This is a genomic window from Nitrospirota bacterium, assembly GCA_035516965.1.
Taxonomy (GTDB): domain Bacteria; phylum Nitrospirota; class UBA9217; order UBA9217; family UBA9217; genus MHEA01.
Map to the genome: position 1 here is coordinate 59,771 of DATIZR010000117.1, position 18,397 is coordinate 78,167.

Here is an 18,397-nt window from a genome sequence, read left to right on the forward strand (position 1 = left end):
TCAGACGATGAATATAAGGTTGAAATATGGCAAAACCGGACTTTCTCTTGATCTTCCCGGGGATATCGACGTAACGCTGATCCAGAAGAATGCCATGCCTGTCCTCAAAGACCCTGAGGGAGCCATCAAGGCCGCCTTTGCGAATCCCGTGAACTCCAAAGCGCTCCGTGAAGAGGCGAAGGGCTGCCGCAGCTGCTGCATCCTCATCTGCGATATCACCCGGCCTGTACCGAACGGCCTTATTCTCCCTCAATTGATAAAAGAGCTGATTGAGGCCGGGATGGCCCTTGACTCGATCAGGGTTCTCGTTGCAACGGGTCTTCACAGGCCGAATGAAGGGGATGAGCTTCGTGAACTTGTCGGAAGCGACTGGGTCCTCGGCAACGTGAAAGTCGCCAACCATTTTGCGCGGCGGGATGACGATCATGAATACCTGGGAACGACATCCGGCGGCATAGAGATCAGGCTCGACCGCCGCTTTGTTCAGGCCGATCTCCGTATTGTCGTCGGGCTGGTGGAGCCCCATTTCATGGCCGGCTACTCCGGCGGAAGAAAAATTGTAGCCCCGGGCGTTGCGCATGACAAGACGATACGTTCGTTCCACTGTGCGCGGGTACTGGAGGATTACCGGTCTGCGAACTGCATTCTCGAAGGCAACCCGCTGCACGCCGCCCAGATGGAGGTCGTGCAGATGGTGGGAAGGTGTCTGGCTGTCAATACGGTCAACGATGAGGACCGCAGGATATCCTTTGTCAATTTTGGCGAAATCGTAGAGAGTCACCTTCAAGCTGTTTCGTTCGTGCGACCCTACGCAGAGGTCCGACTTAAAACAAAATTCAAGACCGTCGTGACCAGTTCCGCGGGTTACCCGCTGGATAAGACCTATTACCAGACAGTCAAGGGTATGGTGGGTCCCCTCGACATACTGGAGCCGGGCGGAAACCTCATCATCGTTTCTGCGTGTTCGGAGGGAATGGGATCGCCCGACTATGCTGAAGCGCAACTTTGCCTGATCGACAAAGGACCGGAAAAGTTTCTCAGTGGGATCATCGAGAAAAAGTACGCGGCTATCGATGAATGGCAGACGGAGATGCAGGTCAAGGCCATGAAGAGGGTCAATATTTTTCTCTATACCGAGGGGTTGACGAAAGACCAGCAGGCACTTACCGGAGTCACCGTGGTAAAATCGCCATTGGCCGCTGTCATGGAGAGCGTGAGGGCACATGGCGATCGCCGTGTTGCCGTTATCCCTGAAGGTCCATATGTGATCCCGCTCTTTGTGCCCGGATCTTGAGAATGGTACAGATGACAATGGCAGGTGACGGACCCCGGATTATCATTCGAGAGATTTTCAATAAATCACTTCTGGCAGTAGACCCTTATAAAGCAGTGGCCTCACACTCCGATACAATTCGCAGGGCGTACAAGGGCGGCAATTTCAGGAGACTTGTCCTCATAGGTTTCGGCAAAGCGGCTTCGCTCATGTCACAAGCTATCGAAGACGATCTAGGAGACTTGCTTGCCGGCGGAATTATTGTAACAAAATATGGCCATTCTGTGAGGGGGGACCGAAAAAGCAAGATTATAACCTATGAAGCCGGGCATCCGTTGCCTGATGAAAACGGACTAAAAGCCACTAAGGAAATTGTGGGGGTGCTCAAAGAGGCGGACAAGGAGACCCTCGTTATTTGCCTTATATCAGGGGGAGGATCTGCTCTTCTCGTAGCGCCTTACCGCACCATCACTCTGGCAGATAAACAGGAAGTCACCGGCATGCTTCTTAAAGCCGGGGCAGATATTTTTGAGCTTAACACTGTTCGAAAGCACATTTCGGCGGTAAAAGGAGGCAGACTGGCTGAAACAGCTCGATTGGCCACAATTATATCATTGATACTCTCCGACGTTATGGGAGACAGACTGGATATGATTGCATCGGGTCCTACAGCGCCAGACAAAACAACGTATAATGATGCTCATGATGTATTCCAGAAGTACAAGCTGGAAAGTAGATTGCCGTCAAGTGTTGTGGAAATAATAGATAAAGGTAGACGTGGGCTTATACCTGAAACGCCGAAGGATGACGCCCCGGTTTTTCAGAGGGTAAGGAATATCATTATTGGAAGTAATAAAATTGCGACGGACACAGCCAGAACGGCCGCGGGGTTGTTGGGATACAGAACAACGGTCATTTCTACCGAACTGAGCGGCGAAGCGTCGATCGTTGCTCGGCAACTTGCAAGAAAAGCGATTGATGCCCAAAAAGCATTAGCCCCAGGAGACAAGGCGTGTCTTATTGCCGGGGGAGAAACAACTGTTACGGTCAGAGGCAACGGCAAGGGGGGAAGGAATATGGAACTTGCCCTTGCTTTCGGAATGGAAATAAAGGGACTCCCCGGTATTACCTTTCTTTCAGCAGGCACCGACGGCACTGATGGACCGACAGACGCGGCAGGAGCGTTTGTTGACGGTCAAACCGTTGCAAAAGCGGCAGGGGCAGGTATCGTTGCAGAGGAGTACCTGAAGAACAACGATTCATATACTTTTTTCAGCAGGACAGGCGATTTATTTATTACCGGGCCGACCGGTACGAATGTAATGGATATACAGATAGTTCTGCTGGACAGCTGACTTGTACGCCCGCAGCCTCAAATGATGTCTTGCTCGCCGAGTGTGGCTGTTAATAATAATGCTTCGACTGAAGTAAAACAATAATACGCATAACTTCCCGGGAAGCTCTTGACAGCAGCCTATTCATGGGATGTGAAGTTCGTAATTTCTGCTTTTCGCCCATCTGGTCCCCGAGTTATTATCCATAAAACATGCTCGGTCTTTGACCATTACAGCACGTCAACGAGGCTGATCTTTCAAAACGCCTCTGAAAAGATCGTTGCCCTCCGCAAGGAGTCCTCCGAAAAACCCCAACGGCGCAAAACACTTATCAATTCACTTATAGATGACCATTCAGAGGGGGAAAAGCAGGAAGGTGAGAATGTGCAAGCCCTTGATTCTAAGTGGTGCCGGCGGTCGGAATCGAACCGACATGGAGTTGCCCCCGGAGGATTTTGAGTCCTCTGCGTCTACCAGTTTCACCACGCCGGCACGGACTCAAACTTACACTAACCTTCAAGTCTCTGTCAAGCAAAAAGCCCTTATTTCTGATGTCAATTGTGGTTGAATTGTAATGGTGTTTCTGCTACATTTAAAAGCGGTCGCAGCAGTTCATTCTCTCGAACGAAGGAGGCAGACGATGAAAAGGTTTTTCATGACTATTGCTCTGGTGGCTTTGACGGCAGTCCCGGCATTCGCGGGAGACACGATCAAGATTGCACTGACCGGACCGTATTCCGGCGGTTCGGCGCCCATGGGCGTTTCCGCGCGCGACGGTTCGAAGCTGGCCATCGCCGAGATCAACGCAGCCGGCGGCATCCAGGTGGGCGACAAAAAGATGAAGATCGAGATCATCGAGCGGGATGACGAGGCGAAGAATGAGCGCGGCGCCCTGATCGCGCAGGAGCTCGCGTCCATGAGCGATCTTTCCGGCATCATCGGCACGGTGAACACGGGCGTGGCGATGGCCGGCGACAAGCATATCATGGAAAAGGGAATCACCAAGATCATCTGCCCCGCCGCGGGCTCCATGTCCATGATGCAGTGGGTCGACAGGCCCGCGACTGCGGATAAGCCGGCCTTTGCCGGCCCCAAGGATCTCTCGATCTTCCGGTTCGCAGCGGACGACGGTATCCAGTCCGCCATGGTGGTCGAGGAGGCGATCAACCGGAAATACACCAAGGTGGCCGTCCTCTTCGACTCTACGAACTACGGCGTCTCGGGCCGCGACGACATGCTGAACCAGATCAAGCTGCAGGGGAACAAGCTCGAGGTCGTGGCGCTCGAGAAGTACAACATTGGCGACAAGGACATGACCGCCCAGCTCGTCAAGGCGAAATCGAACGGTGCCCAGGCCATCCTGATCTGGGGCATCGGTCCGGAGCTCGCGGCCGTGGCGAACGGCATGGCCAAGCTCGGCATGAAGGAGCCGCTCATCGGCGGCTGGACGCTCTCCATGTCGAACTACATCGATAACGCGGGAGCGAACGGCAACGGTACGCTGATGCCGCAGACCTTCATCGAGGAGCCCATCACGCCGCGGGCCAAGAAGTTCATCGAGGACTACCACAAGGCATATAAAGTAACGCGCATCCCGTCGCCGGTCTCTGCCGCCCAGGGCTATGATGCGGTGCTCATCTTTGCCGCTGCAGTGAAGCAGGCAAAGAGCACGGACACGCACAAGATCAAGGAGGCGCTCGAGGACCTGAAGGAACCGGTCCAGGGCGTCATTGCCCTGTGGCAGAAGCCTTACAGCAAGTGGGATCCCGCGAACGTGGACACGCACGAGGCCTTCCGCCGCGCCCAGGTCGTGATGGGCATGGTGAAGGACGGACGCGTGGTCTTCGGGAACGAGGCGGACCGGCAAAAACTGATCAAGGAAGCTGCGGGCACGAAGAGAAAATAAGGTGGCTGACGGCCTTCTCATACACGATCGGCCGGGCATGAGGAACGCGGCATGACCGCGTCCGTCGTACCCCAGTTGATCGTGAGCGGGGCGTTGATGGGTCTGGTCTACGCCCTTGTCGCCTACGGGTTCCAGCTCACCTACGCCACGAGCAAGAGCATCAACTTCGGCCAGGGCGAGCTGGTGATGGTCTCGGCCTTCGTCAGCCTCACCCTGACCAAGCTGGGGCTTCCCTACTGGCTGATGGTCCCCGGCGGTCTGCTGTTCGGGGTGCTCCTCGGGCTGTTCGTGGAGCGCGCAGCCGTGCGCCTCGCGCTGGAGCAGAAGAGCGAGGGCTGGATCCTCCTGTCGATCATCCTGGGACTCTTCTTCTTCTCGGCGGCTGAGAACATCTGGGGCCGGGACGACCAGCCGTTCCCGACCCCCATCTCTTCCGAGGCGGTCCACCTCTTCGGCATCAGCATCACCCCCCTGGAGATCTCCGTGGCCGTGGGCGTCTTTGCGATCATGGGGCTCATCGAGCTGTTCAAGCGCACGACCCTTCTCGGCAAGGCCTTCGAGGCCGTTGCGGCCGACCGCGATGCCGCCGAACTCATGGGCGTGTCCGCGACGCGGACGGTCATGCTCTCCTACGGCCTGTCCGGGCTGTCCGCGGCTGTGGCGGGCATCCTGGTCTCGCCGATCACGACCGTGGGGCCGACCATGGCATCGGTCCTGGTGCTCAAGGCATTCTCCGTGGCGGTCGTGGCCGGACTGGAGTCCGGCTTCGGCGTGGTCCTCGTGGGCCTGTTCCTCGGGTCGCTCGAGGGCCTGACCAGTTTCTATATCGGAAGCGGCTGGCGCGAGGCGCCCGGCCTCATGCTCCTCATCCTGGCCCTTGCCGTCCGCCCGACGGGTGTGTTCGGCAAGGCCGTCATCCGGAAGGTCTGACCGATCGATGGTGAAGCGCCTGATCCTCATCCACGGGGCGGAGCTCCTGGTCCTCATCCTGCTGGCGGCCATTCCGCTGCTGGTGACGAACACCTTCGTCCTCGGCCTCCTCACACTCCTGGCCATCTACGGGATCCTGCTGATCGGGCTGGACGTGACCGTGGGCTATCTCGGCCAGGTCAACCTGGCGCAGGCCGCCTTCCTCGGCCTGGGCGCCTACACCGCAGGCATCACCGTGACGTTCCTCGGCTTCGGCATGGTGAGCGCTCTTGCCGCCAGCCTCCTCGTCGGTCTCCTGTTCGGCGGCCTGCTGTCCTTCCCCGCGCTCCGGCTCGAAGGCCCCCAGTTCGCGCTCTCCACGCTCAGCTTCTCCGCCCTTGTGGCCACGACGCTGAACGAATGGGAGTCGGTGACGAACGGCGCGCAGGGCCTCTCGCTCACCAGGCCTCCGCTGTTCGGATTTACCCTCAGGGCGCAGGGCTTCTACTGGCTCTGCCTGGTCTTCCTCGCCCTGGTCTGGATGGCCATGCGGAACCTGCTCGGCTCCCAGTGGGGAAGGGCCTTCGAAGCGCTCCGGGACAGCCCCATCGCAACCGACGCCATGGGAATCGGCACGTACCGCAACAAGGCTGCGGCATTCACCTTCGGCTCGGGCCTCGGCGGCCTCGCCGGCGGGCTCTATGCCTTCAACTTCCAGTATCTCCAGCCGCACAGCTTCACCTACGAACTGATGGTGATCCTGCTCCTCGGCGTTGTGCTCGGCGGCAGGAAGAACCTATGGGGCGCCTTTCTCGGCGCCACGCTTATCGTGCTGCTGCCGAACCTCCTCTCGAACCGGTCCCTGTTCCAGATCTTCTCCGCCATCGGCTTCACCATAGCGCTCCTCGCCGGCGGACGGAGCTTTCTGCGGAAGACCATGAAGCCCTTTCAGGCGCTCGCGCCGATCGTTGCCATGGGGCTTCTCGTTGTCGTATCGGTCACGGTCCAGAACATCGAGGACCTTCGCCGCGCCATCTTCGCGCTCATGCTCTTCTCGGTCGTCGTGGGACTTCCCGAAGGATTGATGGGCTTCGCTGCCCGGTTCCTGGCGAAGCTCTTCCACGTCGCTCCTGCGCCGCTGGCGGAGCCGGCGCGGCTCGATGCCGTGCTGGCGACGAAGGAACACGGCGGGAGCGGTATGCTCGAGCTGAAGGACCTGAAGCGGAACTTCGGCGGCGTGCGTGCCGTCGACGGCGTCTCGCTGGTGGTACGGTCCGGCCAGGTCCATGGCCTCATCGGCCCGAACGGGTCGGGCAAAAGCACGCTGGTGAACGTCATCTCCGGACTGTACGCTCCGAGCGGGGGCACGATCCTGCTCCGCGGCGAGCCGCTTGTCACCGGGAGCCTTTACAAGGCCGCGCACCGGGGCATCTCGCGGACCTTCCAAAATCTACAAATATTCACCGAACTGACCGCGCTGGAGAACGTGATGGTGGCCATGAAGGACACCTATGAGAAACCCCTGCCGCTCGTGTTGCTCGGCCTCAGCCGCGGCGAAGAGCGCTGCGCCCAGTCGGGCGCACTGGCCCTCCTGGACCTGGTGGGGCTCAAGGACGAAGCTCGTACGCCGGCCAAGGACCTCCCCTACGGGGCCCAGCGGTTCCTCGAGATCGCCCGCGGGTTGGCACGCAAGCCTGATCTTCTGATCCTGGACGAACCGGCAGCCGGCCTGGCCCGCCCGGATGTCAAGACACTGGTCAGCATCATCCGGAAGATCCATGACATCGGCATCACTACGATCTTGATTGAGCATCACATGGAAGTGGTGAGCGAGCTCTGCGACGTTGTGACGGTGCTGGACGGAGGACTCGTCATCGCCGAGGGAAGACCGGAGGAGGTCAAGCGGCACCCCAAGGTGATTGCCGCATACCTGGGGGCGAGCGCCTAGACCCCGCGGTCACAACAGACGTGCGGGAGTTCCGTTCGAAAACGAAAGAACAGAAGAACACATTAGACACTGATCAAATCTGATAGGATTCGGATAACAGCGGATGTAAAGTTCAGCCAAGAGGCGAGCCCTGTGATGATTGATTACTCTGCTTTTAACAGGCATCGATCCGCTTCTCCCGTGTCTAGGTTTTTTTCTAGGATAAAACGAGACCACAATGCTCATCGTCGATAACATCCACGCCGGATACGGGGCCAGTGAGGTCCTGGTCGGCGCCTCGCTCGAGGTGAAGGCGGGGAGCCTGGTCGCCCTGATCGGGCCCAACGGCGCCGGCAAGACCACGACCATGCGCGCCATATCCGGGATCGTGAAGCCCGCGAAGGGACGGGTGCTGCTCGACTCCATGCCAGTGCAGGGCATGGACGCTTCGCGCATCGCCCGGCTCGGCCTGGCCCATGTGCCGGAGGGGCGCCGCGTGTTCGGACCGCTGTCCGTGGAGGACAATCTGCTGCTCGGGGGATACCGCCGTTTGCCGCGGCTCTTCGGCTTCCGTGCGAAGGCTTCACGCGATCTCGCGCGGGTCTATGAGCTGTTTCCCCGGCTGAAGGAGCGGCGCCGCCAGGCGGCCGGAACGCTGTCCGGCGGTGAACAGCAGATGCTCGCCATCGGCCGCGCATTGATGGCAGAACCCAAGGTGATCCTGATGGATGAGCCCTCCATGGGCCTGGCGCCGGTCATCGCGGAGGAGGTTTTCGGCACGATCGGGCGCCTGAAGAAAACGGGGATCCCGTTGCTGCTCGTCGAGCAAATGACCAGGAAGGCATTGGAAGTGGCGGACTATGTCTACGTCATGGAGCACGGCAGGGTCGTCATCCAGGGGAACCCGTCAGAACTGCGCAAGGACGAGCGCGTGATCGCGGCGTATCTGGGGTAGGGAAACAGGAGGTGATCGTGGCGATGCCCAAGATCCTCATCAAGGGGCTGAACCGGAAACTGGGCCACGAACGATTCACCATCAAAGCGCACTGCAACAACGCTCCCCGCGGCTGTCGTGCCGGTTGCGGGCGTCCCAGCCCGCGGGATGCACATGATACTGCTCTTGAGCCGGACCGTGTGCCCCGAAGAATGACAAGGCAAAACAGGGCCCGGTTACTTATCGTCAACTGCTGAAGGATCACGCAAGATCGCGGCATATCCAGTGTGATCAAGCGGCTGCCTCTATCCGTTTTTCTCCAGCCCCTCGAAGAACTTCCTGAACTCCTCCCTCTCATCGGTGATCCTGCATTGAGGTATTGATCGAAGGAACCACTTGCCGTAGTTCTTGGTGATGATGCGCGAATCGAGCACAACGACCGCACCTCGGTCTGTCTTCGTTCGGATCAATCTTCCGAAGCCCTGGCGGAAGAGCAGCGTTGCCTGGGGAACCTGAAACTCGAAAAAGGGGTTCTTGAGGCGCTCCATCCTGGCTTCGATGATGGGGTCGTCGGGCACGGCAAAGGGCAGCTTCGCGATCACGACGCACTGGAGCGCGTCGCCGGGGATATCAATGCCCTGCCAGAATGATGCTGTGCCGAGCAGAACGGCGTTCGGCGTGCCCTTGAACAGCTCGACCAGGCGGTACGCGGGCATTTCTCCCTGGCAGAGTAGTCCGGTCTCGGGCAGCTCCCTCCGCAGCGCGTCGGCGCTCTTCCGGAGCTGGCCGTAGCTCGTAAACAGCACGAGCGTCCTGCCCCTCGTGATCGCTATGATCGATTTCAGCTCCTGGTCGAACTTTTCCTGGAAGCCTTCCGCCTGCTGGTCCCCGAGGTCGGACGCAATATACAGGAGCGCCTGGTTCTCGAAATCAAAAGGCGAGTCGAGCAGGAGCTCGCTCGCTTCGTCCAGGCCGAGCCGGTTCCGTATGTAGGAAAAACTGCCGCCTGCCGAGAGCGTTGCCGACGTGAGCACGACGGTCTCGATCCTGCCGAAGAGGTTTTCCCGCAGCGTCCCGGCGACATCGATGGGCGAGGCAACGAGGCGGTAGCGCTGGTTCTCCCGCTCTGCCCAGTACACGAATCCGTCGGCGGACTGATCCAGATTGACGCGGACCGCCGAGGCAAAGGCCTGGGCGCGGGCCGCGAAGGCCTTCACTTCCAGTTCCTCCTCGTGGTTCTCGACTGCCAGCTCCAGCAGGGCGTCCTGCAGTTCCCTCAGGGGTTCGCTCAGGATGTCCGGGACGATATCCGGCTTCCTGACGCGGAGCACGGGCTCCTTCAGCAAGAATGGATGGAGGTTCAGGAAAAAATTGTCCGTCACGACGCGGAGACCGTCGACCATTCCCCGGATGACCTGCACGTCGTGGTCCTGGACCGTGAGCCTCGTCAGGAGCCCCTTGCGGGTCCGATGGCTCAAGAGACCGTCGAGCAGGTAGCGTACGGAGAAGTTGGTAACCTCGACGCCGAGATAGTCCGTGGCAACCTCCTCGACCTGGTGCGCCTCATCGAAGACCACGGCCTTGTGAAAAGGGAGGACATTTCCCCCCGTGGCCATGTCCGCGAAGAAGAGGTGGTGGTTCGCGACGAGGATATGGGCCTGCTGTTCGATCGCTTTTGCCTTCTGATAGAAACAGTCCTTATGATAGGAGCAGTCCTTGCTGAAGCAGAGGTCGGCCTGGCGGCAGGATTTGGCCCAGAGAGCCGGGGGAGGCTCGACGTCGAGATCGCTCCTTATCCCCGTGCGCGTTTGCGTTGACCACGCAAAGAGCCGGTTCAGGGGCTCGACCTCGTTCTGCTCGTACAGGTTCCCGATCCGCAGCTGGTCGAACCGGCGCAGGCAGAGGTAGTTCTCGCCGCCCACGGACAGGGCGTACCGGAAATCGCCGAGCACGCGCTTCAGAAAGGGGAGGTCCTTGTCCACCAGCTGCTGCTGCAGCGCCTTGGTATAGGTGGCGACCACGGCCCTCTGGTTGGTCTCCCGGCACCAGGTGATGAGCGGCACGAGATAGGCAAGGCTCTTCCCGACGCCCGTCCCCGCCTCCACGACAAGGTGGGTCTTGCTGTCGAGAGCCTTCTCCACAGCATCTGCCATCAGGACCTGCTGCGGCCGGTGCTCGTAGCCGCCGTGCATCGACTGTGCTATCCTGCCGTTCTCGCCGAATATCCTGAACGCGTTCATCGCAGCGCAGATTAACACAGGCGGGGTCAGGAAAGCAAATGGATGGCATGAAAAAGTGCTTGCGGGAATGGCATAAGCCTCAGGCCTGAGGACGCTTGTGCACGGTCCGGACCCGTAGCCACGTGCAGGCACGGCCGTTTTTCTTGCACAAATCTTTTTGTTGTGTTACTATGACACCTCGTATGAAGCGGCTTTTTTGGCTGATTTTTATCTGTTTCCTGGTTCCACCTCCGACTGCCTTCTCCGCTGAAAAAGGTTTGACCGTAAGGGGCGTCAGGTATTTTTCCTACGCCACGTTCACGCGGATAGTGTTCGAGATCGAGGCCCCGGCCCCCTATGTGCTGACCAAGGCGGCTGACTCGCGCAGCCTCTTGTTCTCGTCCTATGAAGGGCTATTGACCGTGAAGACGGCGCTGCCGCCGGTACGCGATGGCGTTGTGGCCGGCATCGATGCCCGGGAAAGCGCTGGCAGGACCTTTATCGTTATCCGCCTCGATGCGGCCGCAGGGGAAACGAAGGATTTCGTGCTCCGCGGGCCCGACCGGATCGTGCTCGATATCGCGAAGGGAGTTGCCCCGTCCCCGCCCGCGGTTGCCAGAGACCGGCCCGTTGTCATTGTCCTCGATGCCGGGCATGGCGGAAAGGACACGGGCATCGTGACGGCGAAGGGACAGGAAAAAAACTTTGCCCTGGACCTTGTGCAGGCGATCAGAAGGATACTGCAAAAAGACCCAGGGCTGATGGTCGTCCTGTCCCGGGACCGTGACACGGCGTTGACCCTCGATGAACGGGCCGCTGCGGCAAACGCCGCCGGGGCCAGGGTCTATGTGAGCATCCATGCCGCTGACGAAGGTCGTGACCGGGTCTATATCCAGGACCCTGATGAAGATCAGTCTCCGCGGGCGCAGCACCCTGCAAGCCGGGACTATCTTGGGTTCGAGGCCGGCAGTGAACAGTTGGACAGGCTCTGGGGACGGCAGCAGGCGGCCCATACGAAGGAGAGCAGCGCTCTTGGCCGGCTCGTTGCCCGGAAACTGGCGGGAAACGATGGGGCCGAGCCAACGCAAGCGCCTTTGGCAGGACTGAAGGCGGTGGATGCCGCTGCGGTGCTCGTCGAGGCCGGCATGGAACAGGACAGGACAAGGACGGCTGCGGCCGTTGCCGAAGGGATCGAGCAGTATGTCAGAGAGGATCGATCGGAGGATCGGAAGTAATCGTTTGCTGCCGGTGATGGTGGCGGCCATTCTAGCGCTTGCAATTGCTGCCGGGTTCTTTGCCTGGCATCATGCTGCCGCTCCCGCTCCGCCATCGATACAGGCCAATGCCGCTCCTTCCGCCGTCCTGACAAACCGCGCTGATCAGCCCCTTACGGTCACGCTTTACGTACCGGGCGTCGCCGCGCTATCCGCCGGACTCGCACCGGTCAGGCGCCAGCCCGACACGCAGGCACAGGCCCGCGAAGCGCTGAATGCGGGGTTCGCTGACCTGAGGGCGCTCCAGTCGCGGGTGCTGAAGGATATCAGGCTCAGCGGATTCTTTCTGGATGCAGCCGGCACCGCCTTCGTGGACCTGTCTCCTGTTCAGCAGGGCGGTGTCCGGGCATCGGCAGGGGAAGAGCTTCTGGCCCTCTACGCGGTGGTGAACACGCTGACCCAGAACTTCGAGGAGATCAAACAGGTCCGTTTCCTGGTCGACGGCAGGGAAGCGCAGACGCTGGCCGGGCATATCGACCTGTCGAGACCGTTCACGAAGCGGATGGACCTGGTAAAGCAGTAAGTCAATCTCTCTCGAGAGGCTGAGCCCGAGACCCTGGCATAACCTAAAAAGCTCAAATCAGCACGCATGGAATACAAAAACTTTCGATAGTATTTTAGCCTGCATGAGAGATTCGACCCCCGGTTTCACGATGTTTGCACACTATGCATAAAGCCATCGGCATATTCGATTCGGGCATCGGCGGGCTGACGGTGCTCAAGGAGGTCGTGGCGAAGCTCCCCCGGGAGAACATCATCTATCTGGGCGATACCGCGCGGGTACCCTATGGCATCCGGTCCCCGGAAACGGTTACGCGGTACAGCTTCGAGAACACGAATTTTCTGCTGTCCCAGGAGATCAAGCTGCTCGTGATCGCCTGCAACACGGCGTCGGCCATCAGCCTTGAAGAGGTAAAGAAAGAGTATCCCCTCCCGGTCATCGGCGTGCTCGAGCCCGGTGCCATCGCGGCGACCGCTTCGACACGTTCGCGGTCCGTGGGCGTGATCGGCACCGAGGCCACGATAGCCAGCGGTGCCTACGAGAAAGCGATCAGGCGCATCGCGCCGGATGTCACCGTTCACAGCCGCGCTTGTCCTCTCTTTGTTCCTCTTGCGGAAGAGGGCTGGACGGACAATGACGTGGCGGCGCTGGTAGCCGAGCGGTATCTGGCCCCGTTTCGGGGAACGGGCATCGATACCCTGGTGCTGGGCTGTACTCACTATCCGCTCCTGAAGTCCGTGATCGCAGGGGTGATGGGCCCGGCGATCACCCTGATCGATTCCGCGACCGAGACCGCAAAAGAAGTGGCAGGCGTGCTCGAGAAGCTCAGGTGGAAGGGGAATGGACAAGGCGAAGGGGCACGGAAGTTCTATGTCACCGACTCCCCGGTCCGGTTCGAAAAGATCGGCAAGCGGTTCCTGGGCGATGAGTCTCTTCGGGCCGAACAGGTCAGGGTCGGGGGAACGTAGCGCGCTCGAGGCGTACTGAAAACCACACATGGTGCAGGGGAAATAGCACAATGAAAACCAAGGATCCATCCCGCCGGATCCCCTGCAGCGTGATTTCAGGCCGTGAAGTCATGGAGCCGAAGTGTGCATTCTGCAATTCGCAATTGAGGTCCTCGAATGAATAAGGATTGTGCCTCTGTCAGGAAGTCGCTCCCGAAGTATCTGCGGGGCCACCTGTTCAAATACGAGCAGATCAGGATCGCTCGTCATCTCAACTCCTGTGCGGTCTGCAGGTCGGAATACCAGGCGCTCAAGAAGGTGGCTGACACGCGGCGGCTTCTCAAGGACATCACGCCTCCCGAAGGAATCGTGCTGCGGCTCAAGGCCGGCGCTGCCGGATTGGCCAGGGTGAGAATGCTCATGTACCGTCCGCTGTGGCTTCTCCTGATCATCGGCCTGGCAACGGTCGTCTATCTCAATATCTTTGCCCCGCACCGGGATATCGAGATCGAGAACATTGAAAGGTCGCTCCCCCCCCCGGCTCCTGCTACATCGGCGCCAACCGGCACACCTGCCATGGTTTCCGCTTCCACTGCCTCTGCCGCGGTTTACGAAGCGGCGGCGCCAATGGAGCACAGGAAGCGGGCGGAAAGCGACCTTGCGCCGGAACCGCTCGTGATCACAATCGCTCCTGCCGGCGAGCAGGCCGTCAGACGCATCAACGAAGCTTTGCGAAGTCATGGTCAGCTCAGGAAAATGAAGTTCACCGATTCGGTTCGTGAGATTTCGGGGACCATGACTGCCAGGGAGCTGCTCTCCTTTTTTAACCGCATCGATGAGGCCGGGAAGGTGGCCTACAGCCGGAAGCGGTTCGAATCCTATCCGGAGACGGCGTCTATTCCCTTTGTCATGAAAATGAAGTCCGCACCGAAGCCCGTCGATCCGACCACTCGTCCGGCGCCGCCCGCTGCCGAGCCGGCGGCACCGGGCACGCATGCCGAATCGACTCCTTCTTCATCAGCCGAGGCGGACAGATCCGCGGAAAATGGCGAATCACTGCCTGAACAGCATGTCTCCGGACAGTAGCGCGACATGACTCAGCGCGATGCCGGAATGGCCCCGCCGAATATCACGAAACAATCGCAGAGAATGGAATGCGGACCCGCATGCGCACGGACCGTTCATACCAGGAAACGATAGAGTATCTCTTCGCGCTCCAGAAGCACGGGGTAAAGCTTGGCCTCGGCAATACGGAGCGTCTCATGGACATCATGGGGAATCCTCACCGGCGGTTCCGGAGCGTGCACGTCGCCGGAACGAACGGAAAGGGGTCCACCGCCGCGTTCCTAACCGGCATGCTCCTGGCTGCCGGCTATCGCGTCGGGCTTTATACGTCGCCTCATTTGGTGAGTTTCACCGAACGGATACGGATCAACGGCGTGCCGATCACCGAGGGGAAGGTTGTCGAGCTCGCTCGCAGGGTGAGGGAGGGATACGAGGGGAGGGCGGGGGATTCCGGCTTGCCCCCGGCCCTCAACCCGACGTTCTTCGAGGTCACGACGGCGCTTGCCTTCACCTACTTTGCGGAGGAGGCGGTAGACATCGCCGTGATCGAAGTGGGCATGGGAGGTCGCCTGGATGCCACGAATGTGATCTCGCCGCTCGTATCCGTGATCACGAACATTGACCTCGAGCACACTGAATTCCTGGGCGACACACTCGAACTGATCGCCGGCGAAAAGGCGGGGATCATCAAGCGCAATACCCCGGTCGTCACCGGCGCGGTCCAGCCCGGGGTCCTGCAGGTCATCGAGCGGGAAGCCGCCCGCAAGGCCGCTCCCGTTTTTCTGCTCGGCCGTGAATTCAGGGCCAACCATATACGGCCGGGCGGCGAACAACAGTTCACTTACCGGGGGATGCGGATGTCACTCGAAGGGCTTGGGATCGTTTTGCTCGGGCGATACCAGGTGGACAATGCATGCCTCGCCCTTGCCGCCGCTGAATGTCTGCACGCCGCGGGCGTCACGATCACCGAGGATGCAGTCAGGAAGGGCCTTGCGCAGTCGCGATGGGAGGGCCGGCTCGAGCGCGTTGCCCGGAGGCCGGACATCTATCTCGACGGGGCGCACAATCCGGCCTCGGCGCGGTTGCTCGCCCGGGCCGTCGCCGAACTGCGTCCGGCATACGGCCGGCTCATGCTTGTCGTCGGCATCCTGGGAGACAAGGATGTCTCCGGCATCCTTGCCGAACTCATCCCGCTGGCCGACCGTGTGATCGTAACGCGCCCCGATTACGCCCGCGCCCTGGACCCGGACGCGCTTGCGGCAAAAGTCCGCAGCCTGCACCCTGCCGTGGACACGGCTGGGAGCGTACGGCAGGCAATTGAACGCGCTAAATCCGAGGCAAAAGCGGACGATCTGATCCTGATCACCGGTTCCCTCTATGTCGTCGGCGATGCGCGCGCGGTGCTGTTCGATGACGGTTTGCCCCGGGCGCTCCCCGGCCTGAAAGGATAGCCGCTGCTGGAGAGCCCCGCACCCTGACCGGCTAGGTCCCAAGGAAGAAACTGTTTCAGCATGATCAGGATATCCTCCATAGCAACGCTCTGTCTTCTCCTGGCCGTCACGGTTTGCACTGCCCCGGCCCGCGCCGACGAACTGCCGAAGAAGATCCCCGTCACCGTCAAGGCGGACAAACTCGACTATGACCGGACGAACGACGTGTACACCGCGGTAGGCCACGTCAAAGTGGAGCAGGATGGGATGCGGCTTGAGGCCGACAAAGTCACCTTGAACAACAAAACCGGCGATGCGACGGCCGAAGGCAAGGTGTACCTCCAGGAAAAGGGGGATGTTATCCGGGCCGACCGGATACTCGTTAACATCAACACCAAGGCGGGACTCATTTTCAACGGCGATCTGTTCATGAACAAGGACAATCTGCATGTCAAAGGAGAGAAGATCGAGCGCAGGTCCGAGACCGTGTACCATGTCGAGAACGGCACCTTCACGACCTGCGACGCCGGCGAGTGGTACCTCAAGGCGGGCGTGATCGATGTGGATATGGACCGCTATGCAACCGGTAGTGATGTCTCCTTCAACATGATCGGGCTGCCGGTGCTTTATACGCCCTATCTTCTCTTCCCGGTGCGCCGGCAGACCGGGCTCTTAATCCCCGAGGCGGGGTACAGCAGCAAAGACGGCTTCCTGATGAAGAATTCCCTGTTTTGGGCCATCTCGGACTATCAGGACATGACGTTCTACTCTGATTACCGTGCGCACCTCGGCATCGGCACGGCAGCGGAATATCGCTATGTCCTTTCACGCGATTCGGGAGGCAAGCTCTTCTATAATTACTTCAATACCTTCAACGAGTTCACGACGCCAGGAGTCCCCGATACCCGCTGGTTGTTCTCCTACCAGCATCACGAATATCCTGCCGAGGACCTTACCATCCGGTCCGATATCAACCTCGTGAGCGATTACCTGTACTTCCCGGATCTCGAAAGCAAAAAGCTTGAGCTCCGCGCCCTGCCGTACCTGGACTCGAACCTGTTCGCTGTTGCGCGGTGGGATACGGCATCCCTGTATCTTCTCGGTCAGTATGCCATCGACCTCACGCAACAGAGCAATGATACGACGATCCAGAAGCTGCCGGAGCTCAGGTACAACCTTTATGAAGAAAAGATCGCGGGACCCGTGCGACTGAACGTCGAGGGGTTTGCAACAAATTTTACCCGGAAGACGGGAGATGACGTGCTGCGCGCGGATTTCGACCCGAGGCTCTCGGCGGCCCTGGGTGTAGAAGGACTGACGTTGACGCCCCGCCTCGGGGCGCGGGTTACTTACTATGACCGGAGCGCTTCGTCCTCGGACTCCACGCAGCGGAGGTACTACTATGCAGGGGCGGACTTGAACGGCCGCTTCTCCCGCACGTACGGAGCGGACCGCGAATCCGGTTTCGGACAGATCCGGCATTCGATCGAGCCGGGCGTCACATACAGCTACATACCCAAGTTCAATCAGAATGACCTTCCCCAGCTGGATGTCATCGATACGGTGACGCAGCAGAACTTGGTTTCGGTTTCCCTGATCAACCGCTTGACCGCGCACTACCGTGATGCCTCCGGGTTCAGGAGCTTCGATCTGATGGTGTTCCGGGTTTCGGAATCCTATGACATCAACAAGGCGAGGAGCGACGACCCCGAAATCTCCGGTCAGGCGCGGTCCGAGATCCGCGGCGAGATCTACCTCAAGACGCCGAAACTGCTGACATTGTCGGCCACCGAGATCTATACCCGGGGAACCTTCACCTCGTCATCAGAAAGCATCACCGTGAATACCGGCATACTGCATTTCAATATTACCCGCCAGGCCCTCGCAGAACCGAAGGCCCGCTATGTGATCGGGGGAGCGGGGGCCAAAGCCGGGAAATGGGACCTCGATGTCCAGATATGGCGTGACGTGGTGCTGAAGCAGAATACCCAGCAGGATTACAAGGTCCATTACGCTTCACAATGCTGGGGGCTCGGCTTCAGTTTCACCAAGAAACCGGGAGAGACCCAATATATGCTGACCATGGACCTGAAGGGGCTGGGCGTATTGAAATTCTAGGAGGTCGAGTGTGAACGACGGTATCATCGTGCTGATCACCGCCAGCTCGGAAGAGGAGGCGGTCCGGATCGGAAGGGCGCTGGTGGACGAGCGGCTTGCGGCGTGCGTCAATATCGTACCCGTTGTGCGGTCCCTGTTCTTCTGGGAGGGGAAGACCCAGGACTCCCCGGAAAGCCTCCTGATCTGCAAGAGCAGAAAGCCGTTGGTCGAACAGCTCATACGCCGCGTGAAGTCTCTCCACTCCTACAGTGTACCGGAGATCATTGCCCTGCCGATCATTGCCGGATCCTCTGACTATCTCAACTGGGTTAAGGACTCTACCTCGCGATAGTTCCCTTACTTAATTGAAACGAACCATATCTGGGGGGTATCGAGATCGTGCCACTATATATTGTGGGGCGAGAAGTAAAAAAATACTATAATATTGACATGAGTAATTATTTTATGTTACTCTTTAACAGATTTTTTTGCGTCTTTTGCCGGAGGAATGAGAAAACAGTGCAGTCTCGGAAGTGCAGAAATATCAAGAAGAAGGAATATTTCACCTTCATGTTCCTGC

Annotated in this window: 14 protein-coding genes and 1 tRNA gene; 13 read left to right on the forward strand and 2 right to left on the reverse strand. The window is 59.4% G+C overall.

Annotated features, from left to right (window positions below; all coding sequences use genetic code 11):
* Nucleotides 1–7 precede the first annotated feature (7 nt).
* The gene (gene larA, locus VL197_17185) at nucleotides 8–1,294 is read left to right on the forward strand and encodes a nickel-dependent lactate racemase (protein HUJ19725.1); all 1,287 of its coding nucleotides are present in this window, start codon (nucleotides 8–10) and stop codon (nucleotides 1,292–1,294) included.
* 2 nt (nucleotides 1,295–1,296) lie between these two features.
* Nucleotides 1,297–2,628, forward strand: coding sequence for a glycerate kinase (locus VL197_17190; GenBank protein ID HUJ19726.1), 1,332 nt, complete (start codon nucleotides 1,297–1,299; stop codon nucleotides 2,626–2,628).
* Nucleotides 2,629–3,012: 384 nt separating this feature from the next.
* On the opposite strand, the gene VL197_17195 is transcribed toward VL197_17190, so the two are convergent.
* Nucleotides 3,013–3,099 (reverse strand) — tRNA-Leu (locus tag VL197_17195).
* Nucleotides 3,100–3,247: 148 nt separating this feature from the next.
* On the opposite strand from VL197_17195, the gene VL197_17200 reads away from it, so the two are divergent.
* The 4 genes from VL197_17200 to VL197_17215 all read left to right on the forward strand — a co-directional run bounded on the left by VL197_17200 (nucleotide 3,248) and on the right by VL197_17215 (nucleotide 8,304).
* On the forward strand, nucleotides 3,248–4,513 hold the full coding sequence (locus tag VL197_17200; GenBank protein ID HUJ19727.1) for an ABC transporter substrate-binding protein: 1,266 nt from the start codon (nucleotides 3,248–3,250) through the stop codon (nucleotides 4,511–4,513).
* Between the two features lie 51 nt (nucleotides 4,514–4,564).
* A complete protein-coding gene (locus tag VL197_17205; GenBank protein ID HUJ19728.1) occupies nucleotides 4,565–5,443 on the forward strand; it encodes a branched-chain amino acid ABC transporter permease in 879 nt (292 codons plus the stop codon).
* 7 nt (nucleotides 5,444–5,450) lie between these two features.
* Nucleotides 5,451–7,370, forward strand: a complete 1,920-nt coding sequence (locus VL197_17210) for a branched-chain amino acid ABC transporter ATP-binding protein/permease (protein ID HUJ19729.1) — start codon at nucleotides 5,451–5,453, stop codon at nucleotides 7,368–7,370.
* 217 nt (nucleotides 7,371–7,587) lie between these two features.
* The gene (locus VL197_17215) at nucleotides 7,588–8,304 is read left to right on the forward strand and encodes an ABC transporter ATP-binding protein (protein ID HUJ19730.1); all 717 of its coding nucleotides are present in this window, start codon (nucleotides 7,588–7,590) and stop codon (nucleotides 8,302–8,304) included.
* Nucleotides 8,305–8,588: 284 nt separating this feature from the next.
* Here VL197_17215 and VL197_17220 read toward each other — a convergent pair whose 3' ends face one another.
* Entirely contained in the window at nucleotides 8,589–10,523 is a 1,935-nt protein-coding gene (locus VL197_17220) for a helicase C-terminal domain-containing protein (GenBank protein ID HUJ19731.1), read from the reverse strand.
* A 257-nt stretch (nucleotides 10,524–10,780) separates the two neighbouring features.
* On the opposite strand from VL197_17220, the gene VL197_17225 reads away from it, so the two are divergent.
* From VL197_17225 to cutA, 7 genes are all read left to right on the forward strand, one after another.
* Nucleotides 10,781–11,737, forward strand: coding sequence for an N-acetylmuramoyl-L-alanine amidase (locus tag VL197_17225; protein ID HUJ19732.1), 957 nt, complete (start codon nucleotides 10,781–10,783; stop codon nucleotides 11,735–11,737).
* Nucleotides 11,703–12,299 (forward strand): GerMN domain-containing protein, encoded by a 597-nt coding sequence (locus VL197_17230; GenBank protein ID HUJ19733.1) that lies wholly within the window; start codon nucleotides 11,703–11,705, stop codon nucleotides 12,297–12,299. Before VL197_17225 ends, VL197_17230 begins: the two co-directional genes overlap by 35 nt.
* Before the next feature lie 143 nt (nucleotides 12,300–12,442).
* The gene (gene murI / locus VL197_17235; protein ID HUJ19734.1) at nucleotides 12,443–13,246 is read left to right on the forward strand and encodes a glutamate racemase; all 804 of its coding nucleotides are present in this window, start codon (nucleotides 12,443–12,445) and stop codon (nucleotides 13,244–13,246) included.
* A gap of 156 nt (nucleotides 13,247–13,402) precedes the next feature.
* Entirely contained in the window at nucleotides 13,403–14,311 is a 909-nt protein-coding gene (locus VL197_17240; GenBank protein HUJ19735.1) for a hypothetical protein, read from the forward strand.
* An 80-nt stretch (nucleotides 14,312–14,391) separates the two neighbouring features.
* Nucleotides 14,392–15,741, forward strand: coding sequence for a folylpolyglutamate synthase/dihydrofolate synthase family protein (locus VL197_17245; GenBank protein ID HUJ19736.1), 1,350 nt, complete (start codon nucleotides 14,392–14,394; stop codon nucleotides 15,739–15,741).
* A gap of 60 nt (nucleotides 15,742–15,801) precedes the next feature.
* Nucleotides 15,802–17,838 carry an LPS assembly protein LptD gene (gene lptD, locus VL197_17250; protein HUJ19737.1) on the forward strand — a complete coding sequence of 679 codons (2,037 nt, stop codon included), beginning with the start codon at nucleotides 15,802–15,804 and terminating at the stop codon, nucleotides 17,836–17,838.
* 10 nt (nucleotides 17,839–17,848) lie between these two features.
* Nucleotides 17,849–18,169: a divalent-cation tolerance protein CutA gene (cutA, locus tag VL197_17255; GenBank protein ID HUJ19738.1), complete on the forward strand. Its 321-nt coding sequence runs from the start codon at nucleotides 17,849–17,851 to the stop codon at nucleotides 18,167–18,169.
* The last annotated feature ends 228 nt before the right edge of the window (nucleotides 18,170–18,397 follow it).